Origin of the sequence: Microbacterium sp. NPDC057741 (genome assembly GCF_042798735.1) — a bacterium.
Taxonomy (GTDB): Bacteria; Actinomycetota; Actinomycetes; order Actinomycetales; family Microbacteriaceae; genus Microbacterium.
This window is the reverse complement of the sequence record NZ_JBHVJW010000002.1, coordinates 26,263-50,808: the sequence shown is the minus strand read 5'-3', so window position 1 is coordinate 50,808 and position 24,546 is coordinate 26,263. Positions and strand designations below refer to the sequence as shown.

24 protein-coding genes and 1 pseudogene are annotated in these 24,546 nt (G+C 69.7%); 10 read left to right on the top strand and 15 right to left on the bottom strand.

The genetic code is table 11. The features are described 5' to 3' along the window. Positions 1–118 precede the first annotated feature (118 nt). The 9 genes from rplI to ACFVDO_RS07200 form a co-directional block, all read right to left on the bottom strand. Positions 119–571, bottom strand: a complete 453-nt coding sequence (gene rplI / locus ACFVDO_RS07240; protein WP_378855378.1) for a 50S ribosomal protein L9 — start codon at positions 569–571, stop codon at positions 119–121. 11 nt (positions 572–582) lie between these two features. Then, on the bottom strand, positions 583–837 hold the full coding sequence (gene rpsR / locus ACFVDO_RS07235; protein WP_040168021.1) for a 30S ribosomal protein S18: 255 nt from the start codon (positions 835–837) through the stop codon (positions 583–585). Positions 838–886: 49 nt separating this feature from the next. Then, complete coding sequence (locus ACFVDO_RS07230) at positions 887–1,405, bottom strand: single-stranded DNA-binding protein (protein ID WP_378855380.1); 519 nt, start codon at positions 1,403–1,405, stop codon at positions 887–889. Positions 1,406–1,410: 5 nt separating this feature from the next. Then, on the bottom strand, positions 1,411–1,776 hold the full coding sequence (gene rpsF / locus ACFVDO_RS07225) for a 30S ribosomal protein S6 (protein ID WP_378855382.1): 366 nt from the start codon (positions 1,774–1,776) through the stop codon (positions 1,411–1,413). A gap of 115 nt (positions 1,777–1,891) precedes the next feature. After that, complete coding sequence (locus tag ACFVDO_RS07220; RefSeq protein ID WP_378855384.1) at positions 1,892–3,274, bottom strand: DUF6716 putative glycosyltransferase; 1,383 nt, start codon at positions 3,272–3,274, stop codon at positions 1,892–1,894. Continuing rightward, positions 3,271–4,143, bottom strand: coding sequence for an N-acetylneuraminate synthase family protein (locus tag ACFVDO_RS07215; RefSeq protein WP_378855386.1), 873 nt, complete (start codon positions 4,141–4,143; stop codon positions 3,271–3,273). Before ACFVDO_RS07215 ends, ACFVDO_RS07220 begins: the two co-directional genes overlap by 4 nt. A 198-nt stretch (positions 4,144–4,341) precedes the next feature. Next, complete coding sequence (locus ACFVDO_RS07210) at positions 4,342–5,766, bottom strand: cytidylyltransferase domain-containing protein (RefSeq protein WP_378855388.1); 1,425 nt, start codon at positions 5,764–5,766, stop codon at positions 4,342–4,344. Between the two features lie 410 nt (positions 5,767–6,176). Further along, on the bottom strand, positions 6,177–7,703 hold the full coding sequence (locus ACFVDO_RS07205) for a polysialyltransferase family glycosyltransferase (RefSeq protein ID WP_378855391.1): 1,527 nt from the start codon (positions 7,701–7,703) through the stop codon (positions 6,177–6,179). A gap of 249 nt (positions 7,704–7,952) precedes the next feature. Further along, complete coding sequence (locus ACFVDO_RS07200; RefSeq protein WP_378855393.1) at positions 7,953–9,125, bottom strand: glycosyltransferase family 2 protein; 1,173 nt, start codon at positions 9,123–9,125, stop codon at positions 7,953–7,955. Positions 9,126–9,202: 77 nt separating this feature from the next. Between ACFVDO_RS07200 and ACFVDO_RS07195 the strand changes: the two are divergent. After that, a pseudogene (locus ACFVDO_RS07195) lies at positions 9,203–10,070 on the top strand (LLM class F420-dependent oxidoreductase). 11 nt (positions 10,071–10,081) lie between these two features. Here the strand turns inward: ACFVDO_RS07195 and ACFVDO_RS07190 are convergent. Next, complete coding sequence (locus tag ACFVDO_RS07190; protein WP_378855395.1) at positions 10,082–11,014, bottom strand: DUF1254 domain-containing protein; 933 nt, start codon at positions 11,012–11,014, stop codon at positions 10,082–10,084. Between the two features lie 74 nt (positions 11,015–11,088). Here ACFVDO_RS07190 and ACFVDO_RS07185 point away from each other — a divergent pair, with 74 nt between their 5' ends. Further along, a complete protein-coding gene (locus ACFVDO_RS07185) occupies positions 11,089–12,021 on the top strand; it encodes a hypothetical protein (protein WP_378855397.1) in 933 nt (310 codons plus the stop codon). Beyond that, complete coding sequence (locus ACFVDO_RS07180) at positions 12,018–13,121, top strand: hypothetical protein (protein ID WP_378855399.1); 1,104 nt, start codon at positions 12,018–12,020, stop codon at positions 13,119–13,121. Before ACFVDO_RS07185 ends, ACFVDO_RS07180 begins: the two co-directional genes overlap by 4 nt. Positions 13,122–13,304: 183 nt before the next feature. On the opposite strand, the gene ACFVDO_RS07175 is transcribed toward ACFVDO_RS07180, so the two are convergent. Next, positions 13,305–14,633, bottom strand: coding sequence for a transcriptional regulator (locus tag ACFVDO_RS07175; RefSeq protein WP_378855401.1), 1,329 nt, complete (start codon positions 14,631–14,633; stop codon positions 13,305–13,307). Between the two features lie 154 nt (positions 14,634–14,787). Between ACFVDO_RS07175 and ACFVDO_RS07170 the strand changes: the two genes are divergently transcribed. Genes ACFVDO_RS07170 through ACFVDO_RS07160 form a run of 3 tightly spaced genes read left to right on the top strand, consistent with a single transcriptional unit; the run spans position 14,788 to position 16,336 of the window. After that, positions 14,788–15,165, top strand: coding sequence for a PadR family transcriptional regulator (locus ACFVDO_RS07170; protein ID WP_378855403.1), 378 nt, complete (start codon positions 14,788–14,790; stop codon positions 15,163–15,165). Beyond that, positions 15,162–16,196, top strand: a complete 1,035-nt coding sequence (locus tag ACFVDO_RS07165; protein WP_378886849.1) for a hypothetical protein — start codon at positions 15,162–15,164, stop codon at positions 16,194–16,196. The genes ACFVDO_RS07170 and ACFVDO_RS07165 overlap by 4 nt, the downstream gene beginning before the upstream one ends. After that, positions 16,193–16,336 (top strand): hypothetical protein, encoded by a 144-nt coding sequence (locus ACFVDO_RS07160; RefSeq protein WP_378860113.1) that lies wholly within the window; start codon positions 16,193–16,195, stop codon positions 16,334–16,336. The genes ACFVDO_RS07165 and ACFVDO_RS07160 overlap by 4 nt, the downstream gene beginning before the upstream one ends. A gap of 117 nt (positions 16,337–16,453) precedes the next feature. Here the strand turns inward: ACFVDO_RS07160 and ACFVDO_RS07155 are convergent, their stop codons facing one another. Then, positions 16,454–18,502 carry an ATP-dependent helicase gene (locus ACFVDO_RS07155; protein ID WP_378860114.1) on the bottom strand — a complete coding sequence of 683 codons (2,049 nt, stop codon included), beginning with the start codon at positions 18,500–18,502 and terminating at the stop codon, positions 16,454–16,456. 100 nt (positions 18,503–18,602) lie between these two features. Between ACFVDO_RS07155 and ACFVDO_RS07150 the strand changes: the two genes are divergently transcribed. The 4 genes from ACFVDO_RS07150 to ACFVDO_RS07135 all read left to right on the top strand — a co-directional run bounded on the left by ACFVDO_RS07150 (position 18,603) and on the right by ACFVDO_RS07135 (position 20,666). After that, the gene (locus tag ACFVDO_RS07150) at positions 18,603–18,971 is read left to right on the top strand and encodes a hypothetical protein (RefSeq protein ID WP_378860115.1); all 369 of its coding nucleotides are present in this window, start codon (positions 18,603–18,605) and stop codon (positions 18,969–18,971) included. After that, positions 18,971–19,366, top strand: coding sequence for a PIN domain-containing protein (locus ACFVDO_RS07145; protein WP_378860116.1), 396 nt, complete (start codon positions 18,971–18,973; stop codon positions 19,364–19,366). The genes ACFVDO_RS07150 and ACFVDO_RS07145 overlap by 1 nt, the downstream gene beginning before the upstream one ends. A gap of 40 nt (positions 19,367–19,406) precedes the next feature. Next, a complete protein-coding gene (locus ACFVDO_RS07140) occupies positions 19,407–19,973 on the top strand; it encodes a hypothetical protein (protein ID WP_378860117.1) in 567 nt (188 codons plus the stop codon). A 96-nt stretch (positions 19,974–20,069) separates the two neighbouring features. Next, complete coding sequence (locus ACFVDO_RS07135; RefSeq protein WP_378860118.1) at positions 20,070–20,666, top strand: hypothetical protein; 597 nt, start codon at positions 20,070–20,072, stop codon at positions 20,664–20,666. A gap of 97 nt (positions 20,667–20,763) precedes the next feature. On the opposite strand, the gene ACFVDO_RS07130 is transcribed toward ACFVDO_RS07135, so the two are convergent. From ACFVDO_RS07130 to ACFVDO_RS07120, 3 genes are read right to left on the bottom strand one after another with little or no spacing between them, the layout of a single operon-like run. Continuing rightward, entirely contained in the window at positions 20,764–22,467 is a 1,704-nt protein-coding gene (locus ACFVDO_RS07130) for a dipeptide ABC transporter ATP-binding protein (RefSeq protein WP_378859612.1), read from the bottom strand. Beyond that, positions 22,464–23,465, bottom strand: a complete 1,002-nt coding sequence (locus tag ACFVDO_RS07125) for an ABC transporter permease (RefSeq protein ID WP_378859611.1) — start codon at positions 23,463–23,465, stop codon at positions 22,464–22,466. The genes ACFVDO_RS07130 and ACFVDO_RS07125 overlap by 4 nt, the downstream gene beginning before the upstream one ends. Before the next feature lies 1 nt (position 23,466). Then, positions 23,467–24,546, bottom strand: coding sequence for an ABC transporter permease (locus ACFVDO_RS07120; protein ID WP_378859610.1), 1,080 nt, complete (start codon positions 24,544–24,546; stop codon positions 23,467–23,469).

The following is a 24,546-nucleotide window of genomic DNA, read 5'->3' as shown; positions in this document are numbered from 1 at the left end:
GAGCGTAGTGGAAACTGCATTCTGGATCCAAGAGCCAATCCCGCGGCATCCGTGCGCAGGACCCCGGATACGCCGAATGCCCCGTCCTCCGAGGAGAACGGGGCATCCGTAGAGCGAATTACTTCGCGGCGATCACCTGGAGGGTGATCACGGCGGTCACGTCGTCGTGCAGACGAATCGTGGCCTCGTGGTCACCGACCGACTTGATCGGAGCGGTGATGTGCACCTTGCGCTTGTCGATCGAGCCGATGCCTGCAGCGGAGACGGCGTCGGCCACGTCGGCCGGCTTCACCGAACCGAACAGACGGCCCTCGGCGCCGGCCTTGACCGACAGGCGAACCCGTCCGGCCTCGAGCTTCGCCTTGAGGTCCTTGGCCTCGTCGAGGTCGTGGATCGCGCGGGCCTTGCGGGCCGCCTGGATCGACTCGACCTGCTTGGCACCGCCACGGGTCCACGCCACGGCGTAGCCCTGCGGGATGAGGTAGTTACGGGCGTACCCGTTCTTGACCTCGATGACGTCGCCTGCGCTACCGAGCCCGGCGACCTCGTTCGTGAGAATCAGCTTTGCCATGTCGGTACCCCTCAGCGGCCAGCGCCAGCGTAGGGCAGGAGCGCCATTTCGCGCGCGTTCTTGATCGCCTTGGCGATCAGACGCTGCTCCTGCACCGAGACACCGGTGATACGACGGGCGCGGATCTTTCCACGCTCCGAGATGAACTTGCGAAGCGTAGCGACGTCCTTGTAGTCAATGACGCCCACGCGGATGGACTTCGCGGGGGCGGCGTTCTTCGCGCCCTTCCGCGGCTTGCGGCGGTCGCCGCTCGACTTTCCAGCCATGAGTTTTCCTTACGAGATGAGTTCGGATGCCTGCGGCATCCGCAGTTCTTTAGAACGGGGTGTCGTCGCCGAAGCTGCCCGGAGTGCTCCAGGCGTCGGCGCTCGACGAGCCGGGGGTAGACCACGGCTCTTCCGAGACCTGCTGCTGCGGACGGGACTGCCCGCCGCCGAAGTTGCCGCCGCCGCCACCGGCTCCGCCGGTGGACGCCGCGCGCGTGACCTGAGCGGTCGCGTACCGGAGCGAGGGGCCGATCTCATCGACCTCGAGCTCGATCGAGACCCGGTTGTTGCCTTCCCGGTCCTGGTACGAACGCTGACGCAGACGGCCCTGGGCGACGACGCGCATGCCCTTGGTCAGCGAGCCCGCCACGTGCTCGGCGAACTCGCGCCAGACCGAGGCGCGGAGGAACAGCGCATCGCCGTCCTTCCACTCGTTCGCCTGACGGTCGAAGGTGCGCGGGGTCGAGGCGATGGTGAAGTTCGCCACCGGCAGCCCGTTCTGCGTGTAGCGCAGCTCGGGGTCGGCGGTGAGGTTTCCCACCACGGTGATGACGGTTTCGCCGGCCATGGCGCTTACGCCTTCGCAGCCTTGGGCTTGCGAGCAGCCTTCTCAGCGGCGCGCTTGGCCTCTGCGGCGACCATGGCCTGGGCCTCTTCGGCGCGCAGGACCTTGGTGCGGAAGACGAGCTCGCTCAGCTTGAGCTGGCGGTCCATCTCCTGCGTGGCCTCGCTGGTCGCGGTGAAGTTGACGACGGCGTAGATGCCCTCGGTCTTCTTGTTGATCTCGTAGGCGAAACGGCGCTTGCCCCAGATGTCGACCTTGTCGATCGAGCCACCATCGTTAGTGATGACCTTCAGGAACTTGTCGAGGTTGGGGGCAACCTGTCGCTCGTCCAGCTCAGGGGTCAGAATGACCATGAGCTCGTACTGGTGCGTCACTTACCCACCTCCTTCGGACTAGAACGGCTCCCGGGACTTTCCCGGAAGCAGGAGGGTGTGTTGCACGTCGTCCGCGCCTTCAGCAGAGTGCCGCCGGGCAGACAACCACAACAGTCTACCGGATGACGAGGCCGTGCCTCTGCACAGGTTCGGCCAGCGGCGACGGAGCGAGCGTGAAGTCGCTCGCGTCGTCCCGCCACTCCCTGCCGTCGGATGCCGCGCGGCGGCGCTTCCTGGCCAGCAGAGCCGCCGCGACGGGAGCGCCGACGAACCCGGCGATCGCGCCGGTGATCGTGCGGTCCTCGGCGCCGAGCACGCTCTTGCGATGCCAGGCCGCGTGCAGCGCCCCGCCGCGCGCACGCGGCACGGTGCGCGCGGGCAGCAGACCGCGCCGGCGCAGCGCCACAAGATCGCGCACCTCATCCCACCAGATCGACTCGTCTGGCCGGTGGAAGTAGTTGGCCGCCGCCCACTGGGCATCCGGATGCCGGAACCGACGCGCGATCACGTCCTCTGCCGATCCGGTCAGCTCGCTGCCCTCGAAGACCTTGTTGAGAAGTTCGGGCCGCACCCCGAACTCATCGAGCACGATCACCGGCACGCCGTGACCAAGCGCCTCGATCGCCGCGGTCGAGCTGACGGTGACCAGCCCCTGCGCGGTGACCAGCGCCTCGGCCATCGGCGCGTAGGAGAGGACGAGGTTCTCCGGCGCGTCCTCGAGCAGATCGGTATAGGGGTCGCGCTCCTCATGCGTCTCCACCTCGCCGGGACGGGACCGCAGCTTCACGACCACGCGCCTGCTCGGGTCGGCGACCGCGGCGAGCCGCAGGATCTCGGCCATCCGCCGGCGCTCCTCGTGCGCAGCCGGCACCAGGGCCTGCGCGGCGAAGACGAGATCCGTTCCAGGACCGTTCAGCAGTTCGGCCTCGGTGCCGCGCAGGGGCGAGCGCGGAGCGCCAGGCGCCGTGGCATCCGCATCCGGCACGTACGGCAGGGTCGCCAGCGCGATCGGCACGGTGACGCCGATCCGGCGGCCGAGTCGGGAGTACGCGGCCACCTCGCGGCGCGAGTGCACGACGACCAGGTCGCTGTGGCGTCGGTACTCAAGTGCGCCGCGCAGCGCCGGGATCGACATGCCGGGCAGGCCGCTCACGACGATCGGACGCTCGGAGAGCCGGTCGATCTCGCGGCCCAGCAGCCGCACGAACGGCGCACGGCCTGCCAGCACGACCACGTCGGGGCGGTCGCGGGCCAGCCACGACACGACGTCCGCGTGTGAGATGCGGGTCACGGATCGGGCATCCTCGGCGAAGCGTGTGCCGGCCAGCGCCGCACGCTTCTGCGCGTCGCTGACGACCAGCGGGGTGCGCACCAGCAGCATGTGCTGGCTGATGTCGGGCACCCGATCCAGCAGCGCGGCCGACCACTTCACGAACGAGTCCGCGTCGGCGATCGCCACCACCCGCAGTCGCGGGGCACGGCTGCCGGGGTACGTCATGCTCCCACGCGCCTCAGCTTGGCCATCGGGGCGAGCTCGCCGGGGTAGACGCGCTTGACGCCGTCGCCGAGCGCCTCCTCGATCACGCGGATGTCGCGGACCAGGCGCTCGAACCCGCCCGGCTCGAGCGACGCGGCGTGGTCGGATCCCCACATCGCGCGGTCCAGGGTGACGTGACGCTCGACGGCCACGGCGCCCAGCGCGACAGCGGCGAGCGAGATCTGCAGGCCGCGCTCGTGGCCGGAGTAGCCCACCGGCACTCCGGCATAGCGGTCGCGGAGCGTGCTGATCATCTTCAGATTCGCTTCGCCCGGCTCCATCGGATACGTCGACGTGGCGTGCATGAGGATCGTGCGGTCGGTGCCCAGGGTGTCCAGCGCCCGGTCGATCTGCTCCGTCGTCGACATGCCGGTGGAGAGGATGACGGGCTTGCCGGTCTCGCGCAGAGCGAGCAGCAGCTCCGTGTCGGTCAGGCTCGCCGAGGCGACCTTGTGCGCGACGACGCCCAGGTCCTCGAGGAACTCGACGCTCGGCACATCCCAGGGCGAGGCGAACCAGTGCAGGCCGGCCATCGTGGCGTAGTCGCCGATCTCGACGTACTCGTCGCGGCCGAACTCCACGCGGCGGCGGTAGTCGAGGTAGGTCATGGTGCCCCACGGCGTCTCCCGCGGCACGTCGCGCATGCGCTCCGGCGTGGCGATCTCGGGGGTGCGCTTCTGGAACTTCACCGCGTCGGCGCCGGCCTCGCGGGCCACGTCGATGAGCTTCTTGGCGATCTCGACGTCGCCGTTGTGGTTCAGGCCGATCTCGGCGATGACGTACGTGGGGCGGCCCCCGCCGACCACACGGTCTCCGATGCTGACGGTCATGATGACGCTCCATTCCTGGGTCTCCGGTCGTACTCCTCCGGTCTACGGGCGCCAGGTGAACCCCGGGAGGCGGGGCGGTGACCGGGTCATGTCAGTCGGAGGTCGTCACGGATGCAGGCAGGAACGACGGATGCGGGCAGAAACGGGCTGTCTGCGGACCTGGGCGTGCGTCGTGCCTGCAGGCGTGACGGCCCGTGATCAGGCCCGCGCGGCCAGCATCCGCTCGGCGACCTCGCGGACAGCGCCCTCGCCGCCGCGGCGGGACAGGACGACGCGGGCGGCGGCCCTCACCTGCGGATGCGCGTTCGCGACGGCGATCGGCCAGCCGACCAGCCCGAGCGGCCCCAGATCGTTCACGTCGTTGCCCACGTACGCGATGTCTTCAAGACGGATGCCGCGCTCGACGGCCCATGCGGCGAGCGCAGAGGCCTTGTCGTCGACGCCGTGCAGCACGGGCACCTGCAGCTTCTCGGCCCTGCGGGCGACGACGGGGTTCTGCTCGGTGGAGAGGATGAGCATCGGGATGCCGGCCCGGCGCAGCCGCGCGACGCCCATGCCGTCCTCCCTGCTGACACGGACGGATTCGTTCCCGTGCTCGTCGACGATCGCGGTGTCGTCGGTGTGCACGCCGTCGAAGTCGGTGATCAGTGCGAGGGCCGGGATTGGGGTCTGTGGTGCCTGGGCGACGATGCCCGCAGACGGCGCCGGCCGCATCTCGTCGGAGACGTGCGGAATTTCGGAGACATCTGCCTGTTCGTCTCCGGGATTCTGCAGAACTCCGCGATTCTGCCTCGCGGCCGCATAGTCGGCGGGCGCAGGCAGTCGCGGGCCGGAACCCGGCACGGCGGAGATCTGCGGAATCCAGGAGACATCTGCCTGTTCGGCTCCGGGATTCTGCAGAACTCTGAAATCTTGCCGCGACCAGGATGCCGGAGAACCGGGCCCGGGCGCTGCTGCCACGGCCTCGGCGAGGGCGAGCTGGTGCTCGTCGTCGATCTCGATCGCGGTGCGCTCGGGCACGGTCACGATGCCGACCAGGCCGAAGAAGCGGTGCCGGAAGCGCCGGAAGCCGATCGCGTCGAAGGCGTAGAAGGCCCCGGTCTCCAGGAAGTGCGGCTCGCGGTCCTGGCGGCGCGGACGGTGCGCGGCGTCGTGATTGATAGCGGACGCCCTTCCCCTGGCATCCCTCCGCCACAGGAATCCGTAGGTCTCGTACGCCGAGAACACGCTGTCGTAGGTGCCACCCTCGATCAGGGCGACCGCGTCGACGATGCCCTCCGTCGGGATGAACGGCGACGTCGCCTGCACGAACACGACGGTGCCGACCCGCAGGTCGTCGGCCTCGAGCACGTCGAGCGCGTGCAGCAGCGCGCTCTCCGATGTCGCCTCGTCGCCGGAGAGTTCGGCGGGTCGGTCGACGACCCGAGCCCCGGCATCCCTCGCGACGGCGGCGATGGCCGCATCGTCGGTGCTCACGACGACGAGGTCGACGGCGGGTGCCGCGGCTCGCACCGCCCGCTCGACGAGCGGCACCCCGCCCACCAGGCGCAGGTTCTTTCCCGGTACGCCCTTCGACCCCCCGCGCGCCGGGATGATCGCGACCGTCAGTCCGTTGTCGTTCATCGTCGGCTCCTCTGCTTCTTCGGCTCCGGTCTCACTCGTTGTGCCTCCCGCCCCTGCCGCAACCGCAACGGTTGAGACCGGAGCGACGCGAGCGCTGTGCTCAGCGTGCGGTTCATCGCGCATGCCTCTGGTCGGCGGCACATTCCTGGTCGCGCGGCACTTTCCTGCTCGCGCGGCGCACATACGCGCAGCGCGAGCCGAGAACGGCAGCGCGAGGCCACGGGTCGGAGCCGACGGGTCGGAGACCACGGCTGCCCCGCGCGCCGATCCGCACGGCAGCTCCCCGCCCGCGCGGCACCTCCCCGCCCACGCGGCACCACTCTGCCCACGCGGCACTTCCTTGCCTGCGCGGCGCACAACCGCGCCGCGCGAGCCGAGAACTGCAGCGCGAAGCGCGGCATCCGCCCGGGTCATCGACCGGTCGCCGCCTTCCAGGCGCGGCGGGCCCGGCGCTTCGCGCCGGCCGCGGTGAGCCGCAGCTCCTCGACGCGTCCGACGCCGCCGGCGGACTCCAGCATCCGCTGTGCGGTCGTGGCCGCGGGAGCGCCGGGCAGGTCGAGCGCGCGCAGGCGCTCCGCCGGCACGTACCGCTCCCGAACGGATGCCGGCACGGATGCCAGCCACGACACCGCGCCGGCCCTCAGATGCGCCATGATCTCCGGCTGCATCGCGTAGCCGACGGCGTCGACGAGCCGCTGCAGCGAACCCGGCGCTGCGAACGCATCCCGTTCCAGGGCATCGACGATCGTCACCGGCATCCGATTGCTGTTCTCGAAGGGCGAGAGCCTGGCGAGAACGGTACGAGTGCCGACGGCGTGGGTGCGGATGCCCGACAGTGCACGCAGCGTCGGCAGCGCCGTGGAGAACCCGGCGACGGCGTCGGTCGCGGCAAGCCGCTGCGCGACGTACTCCGCGGGTTGGTCGCCGTCGTAGATCGCGAAGGCGACGCCCCGTTCCGTCGCCCGCGTCGCGAGCGCGTCGCGCAGACCGGGCGGCGCCGAAGGATGCGGCTTGAAGACGATGCGCTCGGCACCGGCGGATGCCGCACGATCGATCATGGCGACCTGCATCGACGTCTCCTCGTCCGCCGACACGAGGCGCAGCGCGGAGAGGTACTGCCCGAGCACCAGCGCCGTCCGGCTTCCATCTGCGGCGAGCGCGTCGAGCGCAGCATCCGGAGCGGCGTCGCCCATCTCCTGCAGCGCGACGCCGAAGGCGGCGGCCGGAACCGGCATCCGTTCGGCTCCGGTCTCGGTGAAGACGAGCGGCGCGACGTCGGGCACGACGTCGGGGTAGACGACCCGCGCGACCCGCTCGGTGATCTGGCGCGGCAGCCGGCTGCGGATCGGCGAGTAGGTCATCAGGCCGTCGCCGATCACGCCGATCCGTGCGTCGCGGAACAGACTCATCAGCGTGAGTGCGGGCGCGACCTGCGGTGACTGCACGTACAGCTCGATCTCGGCATCGCCGATCCCCCACGCCCGACGGAACAGCCTCTCGAGCAGCGGCAGGTCCTGCTCGTCGGGCTGCCAGGCGGTCGGATGCCGCGGATCGACGAGGGGGTTCAGCGGTTCGATCCGGTCGAACCGGGCCCGCAGGCTGCGCATCCGTGGCGCGGTCGCGAGGTCGATCGCCGTCTCGGGCACCTTGGCCGTGTTCATCGGCACGAGGATGCGCTCGGCGTCGCCGAGCAGGCCGGCGTCGATCGCCGCGGCCGCCGCCATCAGTCCGTAGCCGCTGTGCAGCGCGAAGATCTGGATCACCGTGCGCTCGCCTGTTCCGGTCGTGCGGTCGGCCGGTCCCTCTCGCCCCGCATGGGCAGAATGATCGACCGGAGGGAAGCCGGAGTGCGCTCCGGTCGCACGCGCTGCGGGGTGCGGCTGCCACACATCCGCACCCGGTGAGACCGCAGCGGCGTCGGTCGCGCCGTCGAGCATCCGAACGAGCGGGCGGCGCCGCCCGTGACGATCACCCGGATCATCATCCGACCTCCTGCTGTCGCACAGTCGCCAAGTCAGACCCGTCCCGCAGCGGCCAGGTGAGCGACCGAGGCGGGGGCGGGAGGTGCTCTGCTCGCGCGGAGAGCGGGGTGAAACGGGCCTGCTCCCGGATCCGCGCCCGCTGGGGTCCGCGCACGGTGAACGGCGGCTGCCGGCGGGCGGCGCCGACCGTGACGATCACCCGGATCATCGCCCGACCTCCTGCCCCGGTCGCATAGGTGACCGGTCGGCCCCGCCCCGCACCGGGGAGGCGAACGACCGGAGCGGGGGTGTCGCGGGTTCCGGTCGTGCCGGCTGCGGGTCTGAGTGCGCGGGCGCCCGCACAGCGTGCGCGCCGAGCGAGGACGTGACCGGCGAAACCGCGCCCGCATCCGGTGAGGCCCCCTCGCGCGCGGCCTCCCTCAGAGTGCGCGCGAGCACGCGGCGGCGTGGACCGTCGAGCTGCGCGATCGCTTCGGCGGCAGCGCGCGCGGGCAGTCGGGCGAGCAGGTGGCGGATGCCGGAGCGCAGCTCCCGCCGCACGGCGGGCTGCATCCTGCGGGCGCGCACGAGGTGGTGCGCGCTGAGCGCGAGCACGGTCGACACGGCCTTCGGCATCAGCCGTGAGGCATCCCGGTCGTACGAGACCAGATCGAGCACCTCGCCGAGAGCGAGACTGAAGTCCAGCTGTCGGCGGTCGAGCGTCTTCGACAGCGAGTCGGTCACCCCGCGCCGGTACAGCAGGTGCGGCGCGTCGACAACGGCGAACGAGGCTGCCTGCAGGTGCAGCCGCCAGATCCATGGTCGGTCCTCGGCGGTGAAGAGCCCGTCGCTGAAGCCGGCCAGACCGTCGTCGAGCACTCTCCGGTGCAGCAGTCCCGCCCAGGCGTAGGGGTAGTCGACCATCGTGCGGTCGTCGGCGGGCATGATCGCCGCGCGCGGATCGGCGACCACGCCGCGGTGCGTGAACGGCGCGCGCACGAGCCGTCGCTCCCCCCTCTTCACCGTGACGTGGTCGGTGCGCAGGAAGTCGCAGCGCAGCTCGCGCAGCGCCCGAACCAGCACGTCGAGCCGGCGCGGCTGCATCCAGTCGTCGCCGTCGAGGAAGCAGAACGCGTCGCCCTCGATGTGCGTGAGCCCCTGATTGCGGGCGGTGGCCAGCCCCCGCGGATGCGGGTTGGTCAGCACCTCCGCGCGGTCGAACCGCGCGGCGTACTGCCGCATGAGCTCGCCCGTGGCATCCGTCGACCCGTCGTCGATCGCCACCAGCTTCAGCGCGGAGGGATCGTCGAACTGCCGGGTGAGCGTCTCCAGGGTCGTGCCGATGTACTCCCCGGCGTCTTTCGCCGGGAGGATCACGGTCACGAGCGGTGCGGCCATCAGCCGATCGTGCGTCACCGACCTGACGCGAGGGCGACGCCGAGATGAACGCGAGGTGACGCCGCTACCGTGATCCCATGGAGTTCACGATCTTCACCGAGCCGCAGCAGGGCTTCAGCTACGACGACCAGCTGGCCTGCGCCCTGGCCGCGGAGCGGCACGGGTTCGACGCCTTCTTCCGCTCAGACCACTACATGCGCATGGGCGCCGGCTCGCCGCTGCCCGGTCCCACCGACGCCTGGATCACTCTCGCCGGTCTCGCCCGTGAGACCACGAGCATCCGGCTGGGCACGCTGGTCTCGTCGGCGACGCACCGCGCGCCCGCGATCCTCGCAATTCAGGTCGCACAGGTCGACGCGATGTCCGGCGGGCGGGTGGAGTTCGGCCTCGGCACCGGCTGGTTCGAGGAGGAGCACCGCGCCTACGGGATCCCGTTCCCCTCTCGCCGGCGAGACCTTCACCTTCGAGGGCGAGCACTACACGCTGCAGGACGCCCCCGCGCTGCCGAAACCGGTGCAGAGCCGGATGCCGGTGATCGTGGGCGGAGGCGGACCGCGCCGCACCCCGGCGATCGCCGCGCGGTTCGCCACTGAGTTCAACATCGGCTTCCAGCCGAACGACGTCGTCGCCGAGAAGCTCGCCGGCGTGCGAGCGGCCTGCGAGGCGATCGGGCGCGATCCGAAGACGCTGAAGATGTCCGTCGCGCTGCCGACGTTCGCCGGCGCGACCGAGTCCGACATCCGACGACGAGCGGAAGCGGCCGGCCGCACCCTCGACGACGTGCGCGGCAGTGCCACGCTCACCGGCGACGCGAACGAGATCGCGGAGCGCATCGACGGCCTTCGCGCGCTCGGCGTCGACCGCGTCCACTTCCAGCTGATGGATCTGCGCGACACCGAGCACGTCGCGTATCTGGGCAGCGAGGTGCTGCCGCTCCTACGCTGACGGCGCGCGGATCAGGCCCGCACGATCTCCGGCGTCTTCCAGTGAGCGAGCTCCGCGAGCCGGGGCCGGTAGAGACGGATCAGCAGGTTCCAGCCCTCCGGGAGCGGGATGCCGTTCTCAGCTGCGGGATCACCGAATCGCACCGTGACCGAGCCATCATCGCCGCGGGCCGCGAAGACCGAGTTGACGTTGGTGATCTCCGACGGGCCGGGCTCGAAGTATCCCGCCGCGTTGTAGACGCTCACCGACCAGAACGCGTCGGCGGGCACGTCGCGGAACGTCATCGAGTACTCCCCCACCGGCAGCTGCGGGTCGATGTTGATGTACGACGCCTCAGCGTCGGGCAGGCCGCCCCAGCCCAGGGCCGTGCCGACGAGGTGCCGTACGGGATCGACCTCGTCCTTGCGTCCGAAGCAGCCCGCCAGGCCGCCGATCGTCTTGCCCAGCACGAGCAGAGCCTCCCGCACCTCCCTGTGCGACGCCGGGTCCCAGTCCTGCGGCACGAAGGCGCGCTGCGCAGGGGCATCCAGCGTGATCGCGTCCTGCAGCCGGTGCACGTCGGCGATGTCGTCGGCACTGTTCGGGTCGAACAGCAGTCGCACGGCGACGACGACGTAGTCGGTGTCGAACTCGTCGACGGTGAGCGTGTGGGTGCCGGCCGAGTGGAACACCCGGTTGATGTAGTGGTTCTGGTTGATCACCATGACCGAGATGTACCGGTCGCCGACATCGGGGATGGTGAGGGAGGCCCCGCCGGAGATGTCGACGACGGCGACGGAGTACAGCGTGTCGCGGTTCTGCCGGATCACGGGCTGCTGCTCCAGCGGAGCCAGCTGCCGGTCGTGATGGAACACGCCGAGGCTGCCGATGATCGGCAGCATCCTCGTGATCATGCTCTCGGTCTCCGCCTGCGCGAAGTTGTCGATCGTGACGGGGATCGTCATTGCCGTGCTCCCTTGTCCAGGCGGTGATTTGGGATCACTCTAGCGATCCGTCGCACCCCGGTACCGTGGACCGCATGGACTGGACCGGCGACCCCACGATCGGCGACTGGCTGCGCCCTCTGCTCGACGACGATCTCGGCGTCGTGCCGCGCGGCTTCCCCGCGTACGCCCGCATCCTGCATCCGGCGCAGGTGCGTTCCCTGCCGGATCGCGCGGTCCCCACCGTCGACGAGTGGGAACGGATGCCGGATGCGGAGCAGGACGACCTGATCGGCCGCTTCGTCGACGGGCCCGCCACCTGGGCCGAGACAGCCGCGGCCTTCGGCACGACCCTGCATCCGCTCGCGCAGTGGCAGCGCATCGTGCGCACTCCGCCCGAGGGCGACTGGAACGTGCGGATCGCGCCCGACGGGCGCGAGTTCACGTCACCCGATGAGGGCGTGATCGACCGGGAGCTGTTCGCCGCGATCGCGCGGCACCTCGCCGCGCACACCGCTACACCGGATGCCGGTGTCGCGGCGATCTGGGACGGCTGGGGCGGCCTGGTCGGCTTCTTCGGGCAGGCACCGTCGAGCGCCTACTTCCAGCCCGGCGCCGACCCGGCGAACGAGAGGATGCTGCAGCAGAGCATCCACGACGCCTTCAACAACCCGTTCCGCAAGCCGACCTGGCAGCCGGGGATCCTCTCCGACGAGATCTCGAAGTCCCCGCGGCTGGAGCTGCCCGGCCGCGAGTACGTGACCTTCACCACCGGCGCCTCGGCCTTCACCGATCCGGCGTGGGTCGCCGATGCGCCCTGGGCGGACAGCACCGGGGCGCAGCATCCGAACCTGCTGTGGCCCGAGGATCGGTCCTGGGTGATGGTGAGCGAGATCGACTTCGACTCCACCGTCGTCGCCGGATCCGCCGAGCTGATCGCCGCGATCGTGGCCGATCCGGCGCTCGAGGCCTTCGCGATCGACGAGGACGCCGACCTCACCTGGGACGGCGACAGGATCAACCCGTGACCGGCGCCACGTTCGACGCTCGTCCGCTCACCGACCCGGTCGACATGCAGGCGGTGCGCGCCTTCGGCAGGCAGCAGCGTTCGCACCGGAGTGCCAGCGCCACCGCGTCGATCATCATCGTGGCCGTCGTCTTCGCCCTGCTCGCGATCACCGTCGTGCCGCTGGTGTTCGTGCCGATGGTCATGAGCGGGATCGGCTTCGGCTTCGCCGGTGCGCTGCCCTTCGTGCTGATCGGCGTGGTCTTCGTCGTGGTTGCCGTGGTGCTGATCCTGAGCTTCCGCAACGGCCGCATCCGCGCGTTCCGCCTGGCTCGGTTCGCGGCGGCGAACGGCATGGAGTTCGTCGGGCGCATCGACGATCCCGAGCTGCCGGGGATGATCTTCCAGCTCGGCCGAGACAGGCACGTCGAGCTCGCGCTGCGCGGACGGCAGCCGCGCTTCGTGGAGTTCGGCAACTACGAGTACACGACCGGCTCCGGCAAGAATTCGACCACCCACCACTGGGGCTACATCGCGGTCAAGCTCGACGTGCCGCTGCCGAACATCGTTCTGGACGCGCTCGGCAACAACACCCTGGGCAGCAACCTGCCGGCATCCTTCTCGAAGGATCAGCGGCTCTCGCTGGAGGGCGACTTCGACCGGTACTTCACCCTGTACTGCCCGGAGGGCTACGAGCGCGACGCGCTGTATCTGTTCACGCCCGACATCATGGCGCGCTTCATCGACCACGCCGCACAGCTCGACGTGGAGATCGTCGACGACTGGATGTTCCTGTACATGCAGCGCCCGGCGTCGACCCTCGACCCGGCGACCTGGGCCTGGCTGTTCGGCACGGTCGGCGCGCTGCTGACGAAGTTCGATCAGTGGGCACGCTGGCGGGACGACAACCTGTCGGCGGCCGCTCCGGTCGCCGACGGCCCGGCTTCCGCCCTGCCGTTCGCTCCCCCGGTCGGGATGCTGGCGCCCCCGCCGGGCGTCGCCCCGCAGGGGCGCCGGCTGCGCCGAGGCATCCCCTGGATCACGATCATCGCTTTCGCGCTGATCGCCGGGCTGTGGATCCTGCCGCAACTGTTCGGCGGCATGGCGCTCTTCTTCCGCTGATCCTGCGATCGGAGCGCAGAACCGGGAGGATTCGGGGGTGGGTGCCGCTGGGGACGACTCCCACCCCGTCCCCCCGGTCGCGAGGATGAGAACACCTCGCCTGTGACGTGAACAGCTGGGGACTGTGCGTCAGGACACAGGGTAGGCCCGCACACGTTGCAAGAGGTTGCGAACGATCTCGGATCAGTCGCGCTCGAGACGCTCAGCCCTCGCCACCAGAGCGGCGCGCTTCGGCGATCGCGCCGGCAGCATCCTCAGACAGAGGCGCAGCACTTCCGGATCATCCGCCCCGTCGTCCGTGTCGGCATAGCTGAGAAGAACATCCAGAGCGGCCTCGCCGACCATCACCTCGCGCAGAGAAGCGCGCACCGTTTCGCGGAACTCCTCCACGCCGGGCGCTCTCGAGTCGGGGAGCACCGCTCCCCTGTATGCCGAAAGCGCGACCCGGTGCGCTCCGCGGCCGAGCAGCGACAGCACGTTCTGGGCATCGGTCTCGATCGGTCCGGTGAGGCGATACGGCCGTGATTCGATGCGCAGGTCGAGGGCCAGCCCGGCCAGCACCTTGCGCAACCGCACCATCTCGGGCCGCAGGGTGTCGGTCCAGGAGCGATCGCCGTAGATGAGTTCCCCCAACCGCTCGGCGGACAGCCCCTGCGGATGCACGGCGAGCATCAGCAGGATCTCGGCGTGCCGCAGCGAGAGGTCCGCTGCGCTGCCGCCGCACGATCTCTCCAGACGCGCACGCGAGCGGCCCAGCACCTGCAGCGTCGGCGGCTCGACCGAGGTGTGGCGGCGCGCGGCGTGCGACGGCGCAGGTCGCGCAGGTGCGAGGGCCCGTGCTCGCAGGCGAGCGACGAGCAGCTCCGCCTCGACTGCGCGCGCGGTCGCATCGATCAGCATGCCGGCCTGCGGCGAAGCCGCCTCCGCGCGGCCCGTGACGTCGATGACTCCGAGGATCTCCCGGGTCTCCGGGTCGAACACCGGTGCGGCCGAGCACGACCATGGCTGGATGGATCGGTTGAAGTGCTCGTACTCGTGGATCTGCACGGAACGGCCCAGCACCAGCGCGGTGCCAGGAGCCGTCGTCCCCATCTTCGCCTCCGCCCAGTTCGCCCCTTCGACGATGCCGACCTCGCCGGAGCCGACCCGCATGCCCAGGTCTCCGTCGATCCACAGCATCCGTCCGGCTCTGTCGCCGACGGCGATCACCACACCAGAGTCGTCTCGGGAGCCGGGCAGCAGCAGGCGGCGGACCATCTCGATCACCCCGGCAAGCGGATGCTCGGCGCGAAACTCCTCCAGATCACCGTGCGGCAGTTCCAGGACGGGCTCATCCTCGATGCCCACGCGCATCGCCAGCGAACGCTCCCACGACTCGCGCACGAGCGGACGCACCTGCCGCAGGTGTGCGGCGCTCGGCTCCCCCGCAACGAGCTCCTCGTGCGCACGCGCGACCAGCAGCCGCGACGCCGCACTGGATACATCGCGTGAGGATGACCACGACGAGGGCACGCGAGACCTCCGATCCCCAGCATTGCCGTCTGGGACTGATCATAGGCACCGCGCCGGCTCGGCGACACGCCTTCCGCATTCGTCTTTGGCACACTACTGCGCACCGCGTGGTAGTGTGCACCACAACGCACCGACCGGTGCCGAAGGAGGCGCGATGGATACGACGCAGCTGTTGAAGGGCGTGCTCGATCTCGCCGTCCTCGCCGTGGTTCGCGATGAGGACGGATACGGCTACGACATCGTGCGCCGCCTGCGGGACGCCGGGATCGGCGATGTGGGTGACGCGTCCGTGTACGGCACCCTGCGACGGCTGTACTCGGGCGGTGCCCTGTCGAGCTATGTCGTCCCCTCGGAAGGCGGTCCGCACCGCAAGTACTACGCGATCAATCCGCAGGGCAAACGGATGCTCGAGGAGCAGACCGACACCTGGGTGCAGTTCGCGGTGGCGATGTCGGGGCTGCTGCATCCGCACGCCAAGACGCAGGACACGGCCATCTTCCGGCCCCGACCCGAAGCAGGAGCGCAGCGATGAACGATCTCACGACTTCGCCGGCGGAGCGCATCCGCGCCTTCGCCGCAGCCGTCCGCGACGAGCTCGCCGATCTGCCCGAGGACGACATCGACGACCTCGTCGGCGGCCTGGTCGGCGACCTCACCGACCAGGCCGCCGACAGCGGCGGCGACATCGAACTGGGAGATCCGGTCGAATACGCCCGCGAGCTCCGGGCGGCCGCCGGGCTGCCGGAGCGAGCGGATGCCCCGATGTCGACACTCCCCTGGCATGCGCGTCTCAGCGGGTGGATCGGACGCCTGCCGGCCCGCATCCGCTCGTCCGCCTTCGGCGCCTGGCTTCTGGACCTGCTCGGGGCGCTGCGTCCGGTGTGGTGGGTGGCCCGCGGCTGGATCCTGTACGCCTTCGTGGGGCTCTCGCTCGGCTGGGACATCTGGCCGCGCAACACGGTGGCGTGGATCGGCGTCATCATCGCTGTACTGGTCAGCGTGCAGTGGGGTCGCGGACGGTGGCTGCCCAAGAACCCGCTGCGCCACATCGCGACCGTCGCGAGCATCGCCGCCGTGCTGCTGATCCCGTGGACGCTCGGCGAGATCAGCAACCGCGCGACCTCCTTCAACGCATATGACGACATGGAGTATCTGCCGCCGGACGGTCTGCTCCTGGATGGTGCCCAGGTGGGGAACCTGTTCGTCTACGACCGAGACGGCATGCTCATCGATGGTGCGCAGATCTACACCGGCAAGGGCACTCCGCTGAACCTGTACGGCAAGCAGAGCCGCGATGTTCAGAACGGCTGGGACGACCAGGGCGACGGCACCTTCACCGTGCCGGAGCGGGATCTCGCGGGCAAGCCGCTGTGGAACATCTACCCGCTCCAGGTCGCGCCCCTCGACGAGAAGACCGGCGAGGCCGACAGTTCACAGGCGCAGGCGCCGACACCTCCGTTCGTGCGGGCGCCGCAGCGGCAGGAGTCACTGGAACCGACCCCTACGGCCTCGCCGGAACCCACGCTGTTGCCGACCGCCGCTCCCGAGACGCCGGCATCATGAGCGCACACCGTGTCGCTTCGCTCGCTCAGGATCCGCGCATCGTGTCGATCGACATCTCCTATCTCGTGGAGGCGGCGTTGCGGGGGGATGCCGCCGTCTCCACGGTTCCTGATGCCGAGGAGCTCTCCGACGAGTACTGAGCGCGGCGTCATCTCGGAGATCCGCACGGACTCGGAGAGAACTGCGGGCGAACCGCCCGCAGTTCTGCAGATCTCCGCAATTCTGCAGCCCACGCTGGCGGGAGCGGCCATCGCGGTTCAGGCGAACAGGTCGTCGAACTCGTCCAGCCGCACGCGCGCGGCCGGGGCGGCTGAGAGCACCGGCTCGCCGCCCTGCACCTCCCCGGTCGCGGTGTCGACGGCGTCCATCAGCGCCCGGGCCTCGGCGGTGAGGAAGCGGCTCGGCTTGGCGATGACGTGCTTGGCGAGGAACGAGGTCGGATGCGTGGGCAGCCGCGCCGGCGCGTACACATCGAGGGTGTCGCGGGCACGGGTGAGGCCCACGTAGAACAGCCGCTGCTCCTCGACGAGTCCCGCCGGTGACGACAGCGCCATGTCGGAGGGCATCGCCCCGTCGGTCGCGCGGATCACGTGCACGGCGCTGAACTCGAGCCCCTTGGCCGAGTGGATCGTCGAGAGCGTCACCCAGTCCTCGTCGAGGTGCGGCTTCTTCGCCCAGTCGCCCGACACATCGACCGGATCGATCGCCTGCTCGCTGACGAAGGTGCGCAGATCCGACTGCCGGGCGGCCGCCTCGGCGATGCCGTCGACGTCGGTGACACGGCGCTGCCAGTCCGGGTAGTGCGCGCGCAGCAGCGGCTCGACCGCCGCCCGGCACGCCTCGACCAGCTCGGGCACGGTCGTCGTGGCATCCACGGCGCCCAGCTGGGAGAGCGTCGATGCGAGCCCGGTGCGCGCCTTCGCGGGTGCTGCGGCGACGGCATCCGACGCCCGCTCCATACCGCCGTCGGCGAGGATGGCCGCCAGACCCCGCGCGGAGGACTTGCCGATCGCGCGGTGCCTGGTCAGCAGCCGATACCAGGACACTTCGTCCGCGGGGTTGAGCACCACCCGGAACCCGGCGAGCAGATCGCGCACGTGCGCGGTCTCGAGGTAGCCGATGCCGCCGAACTTGTGGAACGGGATGTTCCGCACCTTCAGCTCGACCTCGAGCAGGGCACTGTGCGATCCGGTTCGCATCAGCACCGCCTGCTCGCGCAGCGGCAGACCGTCGACATGCGCCTCGAGAATGCGGTCGGCGACGGTGCGCGCCTCATCATCGGCGTTGCGGCACACGACGAGGGACGGGCGGATGCCGGCATCCGGCCGGTCTGCCCGCAACCGCAGCCCGAGCTCGCCGGGGCGCACCTCGTTCGCAAGGTCGAGGATCGGCTGCGTGGAGCGGAAGTTGCGCTCCAGTCGCACGAGAGTGGTGTCGGGAAAGGCGGATGCCAGGTCGAGCAGGTGCCCGGCGCTGGCGCCGCGGAAGCCATAGATCGCCTGCGCGTCGTCGCCGACGACCGTGAGGCCGCGCCCGTCGGGAGCGAGCCCGCGCACGATGTCGACCTGCAGGCTGTTCACGTCCTGGTACTCGTCGACGAGCACCCAGTCCCACCGCGCGCGCAGCCGTGCACCGACGTCGGGGTCGCGCACCAGCGCGCGCCAGGCGATGAGCAGATCGTCGAGATCGAGCAGGCCGCGCTCGCGCTTGCGGGCGCTGTAGTGCCGCAGCAGCGCAAGGATGTCATCGGCGTGCTCGAGCGCCCACGGGAACTGCTCCTCGATCACCTTGCGCGCCGGGATCCCGGTGTTGATCGCGCGCGAGCCGATGTCGGCGATGGTGCGGGTTGTCGGCAGGCGCTTCCCTCTGCCTGTCGATGAATCGGTGCCGCCCAGGCCGAACTCCGACCTCAGCAGGTCGAGCAGGTCGATGACGTCGTCGGGGTCGAGCACCATGACATCCGCCAGGCCGAGGTGCTGCGCGTGCTCGGCGATGATGCGGTGCGCGACGGCGTGGAACGTGCCGCCCGCGATGCGCTGGGCTGCCTGCGGGTCTTCGCACAGCGCGGCCGCCCGACCGATCATCGATGCCGCTGCGCGCCGGGTGAAGGTCAGCAGCAGGATGCGCTCGGGCGCCACCCCCGCCTGCAGCAGCCGCGCGACGCGCGAGGTGAGCACCCGCGTCTTGCCGGTGCCCGCACCAGCGGCGATCACCAGTGGCCCGTCCCCGTGCTCGACCGCCTGGAGCTGGGCGGCGTCGAGTCCGGCGAGGGCGTCGCTGTCGGTCACGAGGGCGGTGTCTGCCATGCCCGCGACGCTACGGCTGGCCACGGACATCCGGTTTGCTGAACCGTGGATGCTGGCAGAGTGCTAGCATCCGATCAGGGGCGTCGACAGGAGGCACATCATGGCCGCGATCACGATCCGCAACCTCAGCGACGACGTCGTCGACGCACTGAAGAAGCGCGCGAAACGCAACGGACGGTCCATGGAGGCTGAGGCGCGCGAGGCACTGTTCCGATTGATCGCCGAGGACAACCGCAGCGGCATGGAGAATGCGCTCGCGCAAGATCTCACCTCTCGGCGGTGGGGCCGCACGGGAGCAGAGATCCGCGCCTTGCTCGACGCGAATCCGCGATCCGAGGAGCAGCGTCGAGTCGCGCGGGAGTGGGCTGCGGAGATCGACGCCCGGCCCTACGACGAGGAGCCGTTTCGCGATCCGTGGGAAGCCGCCGAAGAGGACTACCAGCGGCTGCGGAAGGAGCAGGGCAAGTGATGCTGCTCGACACCAACGTGCTGATCCGCATCGATGAGGTGCGACTCCCTGACGATCTGGCGTTCGTCAGCGCGATCAATCTCGTCGAGCTGCGGTTCGGTGTCGAGAGCGCTTCGAACCCCCGGACGCGTCGCCGACGACAGGAACACATCACACGCGCCGAGGCGCTGTTTCCCTCTGGGTGGCTGCCTTTCGACGACCGCGCCGCCAACGGCGCTGCGCGTCTCTCGGCGATCGTCCTGCCCCATCGGCCCTCGCATGCGCGTAGCCGAGACATGCTGCTGGCGGGGCACGCATACGCTCTCGGCGCGCGCCTGGTGACCTTCAACGCCAAGGATTTCGACCTCGTCGCCGACGAGGTCGAGATCATCGTCCCCGAACTGATCGAGTGGTGACCGAGTCGACGATCGACGTACATATGCCACGATCAGTTTCATGTCCACGATGAAGGTCGCCGCCGCCCTCACCGGACTCGCCCTGATCATCGCGGCACTCACCGGTTGCACCGCGACGAGTGAGCCGCAGGCACCCACACAACCCCGGCAACCACGCACATCCGCCACGCCCTGGAGCGGCCCCGTCGGAACTGGCACCGCCTTCACTCCGGCGCCGCAAGCGCCCACCACGGCCGAGCGGCAAGAACAGTATGCGGCGGCAACCGGATCGTTCCCTCGTGCGTTGCCGGACGGCGCGACTTGGCCCAGCGAGGTCCCCGAGGACTGGCCCGCAGGCGGAACGAAGCTGAACGGAGCCGATGTCGCCACGTACTTCTGGGCGTGCTCGATGTTCAGCGCGGCGGGAGACAGCGCCAAGAACGGGCAGGCTTCGCTCGCCGACACCATGCTCCGGCAGGTGAACAAGGTTCCGCCGCCATACACTCGCAACATGGCGTCGGAACGAACGACGTGGGATGTCGTCTCGCTTGTAACCGAGAACGGCCGGTCCGCGGGCGACCCCGGTCTATGTCGCCAGTGGTTCAGGGGCTGGGTCGATGGCAACTAGTACGAGACACCGCCCCTTCGGCACGATTGACAGCGGTCGACACAAGGTGTGCTCACGACACTGGCGATGTCGGTGAGCACTCGATAGCGTCAACACATGAACCGCACGGCCAAGGTTGCCTCCTGGGTGGCGTCGGCTGTCATCGTGGCAGGGCTGGTCGCCATCGCTGCGCCAGCGATCACCGGGATCGTCTCTCCCACGCCTTCCCGGACTCAGGCATCCGCACCCACGGAGAAGCCCGCAGCCGTGAAGACGACACCCGCCGCGACACCCGCGAGCGAGACGCCCGCGCCTGCCCCGGTCATCGCACCCAAGGACCCGTGCCCATCTCCGCGGCCGTCCATCTCGCTGGTGCAGGACGGGAGGAAGACCGGCAGCTCATACAACGAAGGCGGCGGCACCGTCACCGGGGTCCTCAGCGACGAATTGGCCGACCTCGGCCCGCGGGAGTACGCGAAGGGCACCGTGAAGCGCAACGCGGCCGGTGAGATCGTCAGTTATACAGTCGCGCCCGGGGACGTGTACGACCTGATCTACGAACGATTCTGCTTCACCGACTACTACAGCGTCATCGGCTACAACAACGGCCTGGAGCCGCTGCGCAGCCGCCCCGCTTACCGCGGCCTCCAACCCGGAGACGTCCTCATCCTTCGCCCCGATCCCGCAGCCGAGTGGCGCCCTCCCACCTACTAGAGCCTCGGACATCGGACGTCGAGAAACCACTTCCCGCACGAGAAACACGCTGAGGCGCGGTTTCTCGTGCGGGAAGTGGTTTCTCGACGGATGCGGCTTACCGCCGGCGCACCGACTCCCACTGGGCGCGGCGCTCGGCCTGAGCCACGGGGTCGGGCACCGGCAGGGCGGCGAGCAGCTCGCGGGTGTACGGGTCGCGCGGGTCGCCGAGCACCTGGGCGGTCGTGCCCTGCTCCTTGATCTCACCCTGCTGCAGCACGATGATGCGGTCGGACACGGCGTCGATCACAGCCAGGTCGTGGCTGATGAACAGCGATGCGAAGCCCAGCTCGGCCTGCAGCTGCGTGAAGAGCTCGAGCACCGTCGCCTGCACCGAGACGTCCAGCGCACTGGTCGGCTCATCGGCGATCAGCAGCTTCGGATCGAGCGCCAGCGCCCGCGCCAGCGACGCGCGCTGCCGCTGACCGCCGGACAGCTCGTGCGGGTATCGGTCGCCAAAGTTCGTGGGCAGTCGCACCGCGTCGAGCAGCTCGTTCACCCGCGGGCGGGCCGCCGCCAGACTGGATGCCCGGCCGTGCACCACCAGCGGCTCGGCGACGCACTCGGCGATCGTCAGCAGCGGATTGAAGCTGGTCGCCGGGTCCTGGAACACGAACCCGATCTGGGGGCGCAGCGGCGTGAGCGAGCGGTTCTTCACCCCGCGCATCTCCTGGCCGAGCACGGTCAGCGATCCGCCGAGCACAGTGGTGAGGCCCACGACGGCGCGGCCGATCGTGGTCTTGCCCGAGCCGGACTCCCCCACCAGGCCGACGACCTCGCCGGGTGCGACGTGGAAGTCCACGCCCTTCACTGCCACGACCGCGCCCCGGCCGAAACGGCCCGGGTACCCGATCTCGGCGGAGGATGCCACGATCAGACTGCCCTCGGGGACGGGCGGCGCCACGTGCGGTCCGTCGGTCGCGGGTGAGGGGTCGGGTACCGTGGCGGACGCGGACTTGCCCTGTCCGACGTGCGGGACCGCGGCGAGCAGCTTGCGTGTGTACTCCTCGCGGGGGTTCGCGAACAGCTCCCGCACCGGCGCCTCTTCGATGATGTCGCCCTGGTACATCACGATCACGCGGTCGGCGAGGTCGGCGACCACGCCCATGTTGTGCGTGATCAGCACGATCGTCGCGCCGAACTCGTCACGGCAGGTGCGCAGCAGGTCGAGGATCTCGGCCTGCACCGTGACGTCCAGCGCGGTGGTCGGCTCGTCGGCGATGATCAGTCCGGCGTTCAGCACCAGCGCCATCGCGATCACGATGCGCTGCTTCTGGCCACCCGAGAACTGGTGCGGATAGTCGTCCACGCGCTGCTCGGGCGACGGGATGCCGACGCGCCGCATGATGTCGATGGCCCGCTCCCGGGCATCCTTCTTCGACAGCTTCGTGTGCGCGCGGATGCCCTCGGCGATCTGCCAGCCCACGGTGTACACCGGGTTCAGCGCCGTCGACGGCTCCTGGAACACCATCGCCGCATCGCGCCCGCGCATCGCGCGCAGCTTCGTGTGGGATGCGTGCACGATGTCGGTCTCACCGCCCTCGCGGCCCCGCACGATCACGGCGCCCGAGGTGGTGGCCGTCTCGGGCAGCAGACCCAGCAGCGTGTTCGCGGTCACGGTCTTGCCCGACCCGGACTCGCCGACGATCGCGAGCACCTCGCCCGAGCTCGCACTCAGCGAGATGCCCTTCACCGCCTCGACGGGCTCGCCGTCGGTGGCGAACACGACCCGCAGGTCGCGGATCTCTGCGACATCCGTCATGATTTGCCTCCTGCGCGACGGCGGGTGCGCAGTCGCGGATCACTCAGATCGTTCAGGCTCTCGCCGACGAGGGTGATGCCCAGCACCACCAGCACGATCGCGACACCGGGGAACACGGCCGTCCACCAGATGCCGCTGGTGACATCGCCCATGGCGCGGTTCAGGTCGTAGCCCCACTCGGCCGCGGCCGTCGCCTCGATGCCGAAGCCCAGGAAGCCCAGACCGGCGAGGGTCAGCAGCGCCTCCGAGGCGTTCAGCGTGATCAGCACCGGCAGGGTGCGCACCGAGTTGCGCAGCACGTGGCGGAGCAGGATGCGGTGCGTCGGAACGCCGATCACCTTCGCCGAGTCGACGAACGGTTCGGCGCGCACGCGCACCACCTCGGCACGGATGACGCGGAAGTACTGCGGCACGAACACCACGGTGATCGCGATCGCGGTCGCCATGATGCCGCTCCACAGGCTGGACTGACCACCGCTGATCACGATCGACATCACGATCGCCAGCAGCAGCGACGGGAACGCGTAGATCGCGTCGGCGATGACGACGAGGATGCGATCCAGCCATCCTCCGAAGTATCCGGCGAGCAGTCCGATGCCGATGCCGATGAAGATCGAGCAGATGATCGCCGCGATGATCACCAGCAGTGCGGTCTGCGCGCCCCAGATCACGCGTGAGAGCACGTCGAAGCCCGAGACCGTGGTGCCGAGCAGGTTGGTGGCGTTCGGCGGCTGCCGCGTGCCGAACGAGACACCGGCGTCGGTCTGCTGCTGCGCCCAGCTGTACGGCGCCAGCACCGGGGCAAGGATGGCGACCAGGACGAACAGGCCCGTGATGATCAGGCCGGTCACCAGCATGCCGCGCTGCAGACCCACGCTCTGCCTCAGGTGCGAGACCACGGGAAGCCGCTCGGTCCAGCGCTTCCTCTGCGGCGGCACTGCGGCGAGCGCCTCGGTCTTCGGAGTGGGCAGATCGGCCGATTCGGGGATGACGCCCATGTCAGTACCTCACCCTCGGGTCGATCATCGCTGCGACCAGGTCGACGATGAAGTTGGTGACGGCGACGACGACGGCGATCATCACGACGATGCCCTGCACGGCGACGAAGTCGCGCGCCTTCAGGTACTCGGCGAGCATGAACCCCAGGCCCTTCCACTCGAAGGTGCTCTCGGTGAGCACGGCGCCGGCCAGAAGCATCGCGATCTGCATGCCCATCACGGTGATGATCGGGATCAGCGCCGGACGGTACGCGTGCTTGGTGAGCAGACGGTACTCGCTGACGCCGCGGGAACGGCCCGAGGTCACGTACTGCTGACCGAGCGTGCCGATCACGTTCGTGCGGATGAGCCGGAGGAACACGCCGGCGGTCAGCAGACCCAGGGCGATGGCAGGCAGCACTGCGTGCTGCAGCACATCTCCGATCGCGGCGCCGTCGCCGAGCCGGATCGCATCGAGCAGATAGATGCCGGTCGGGGTGTCGATGCCCGCCATGAGCAGCTCGGTGTCGGTGCTGCCGCGGCCCGAGACCGGCAGCCAGTCCAGCCACACCGAGAAGATGAGCTTGAGCAGCAGGCCGGCGAAGAAGATCGGGGTCGCGTAGGCGAGGATCGCCATCACGCGCAGCGTGGCATCCTGCCAGCGGTCGCGCCGATAGGCGGCCAGCAGGCCGAGCGGGATGCTGATCAGCAGGGCCACGATCAGGGCGTACAGCGCCAGCTCGAGCGTGGCCGAGCCGTACTGCAGCAGGATCTCGATCACGGGCCTGCGGTCGGTGAGCGTGGTGCCGAAGTCGCCGCGGAACACGCCGCCGAGATACTCCAGGTACTGCACGATCAGCGGGCGGTCGAAGCCGGCGTCATGGATGCGCTGCTGCAGCTGCGCGGGAGGAAGGCGTCCGCCCAGGGCGGCGGTGATGGGATCACCGGTGATCCGCATCAGGAAGAACACCGTCGTCACCAGGATCAGGACGGTGGGGATGATCAGGAGCAGCCGGATCAGGATGTAGCGCCACAGTCCGCCGCCGGCGGAGCGGCTGCGGGGCAGGACCGGTGTGAGGGCGTCGACAGCATCGACGGTCAT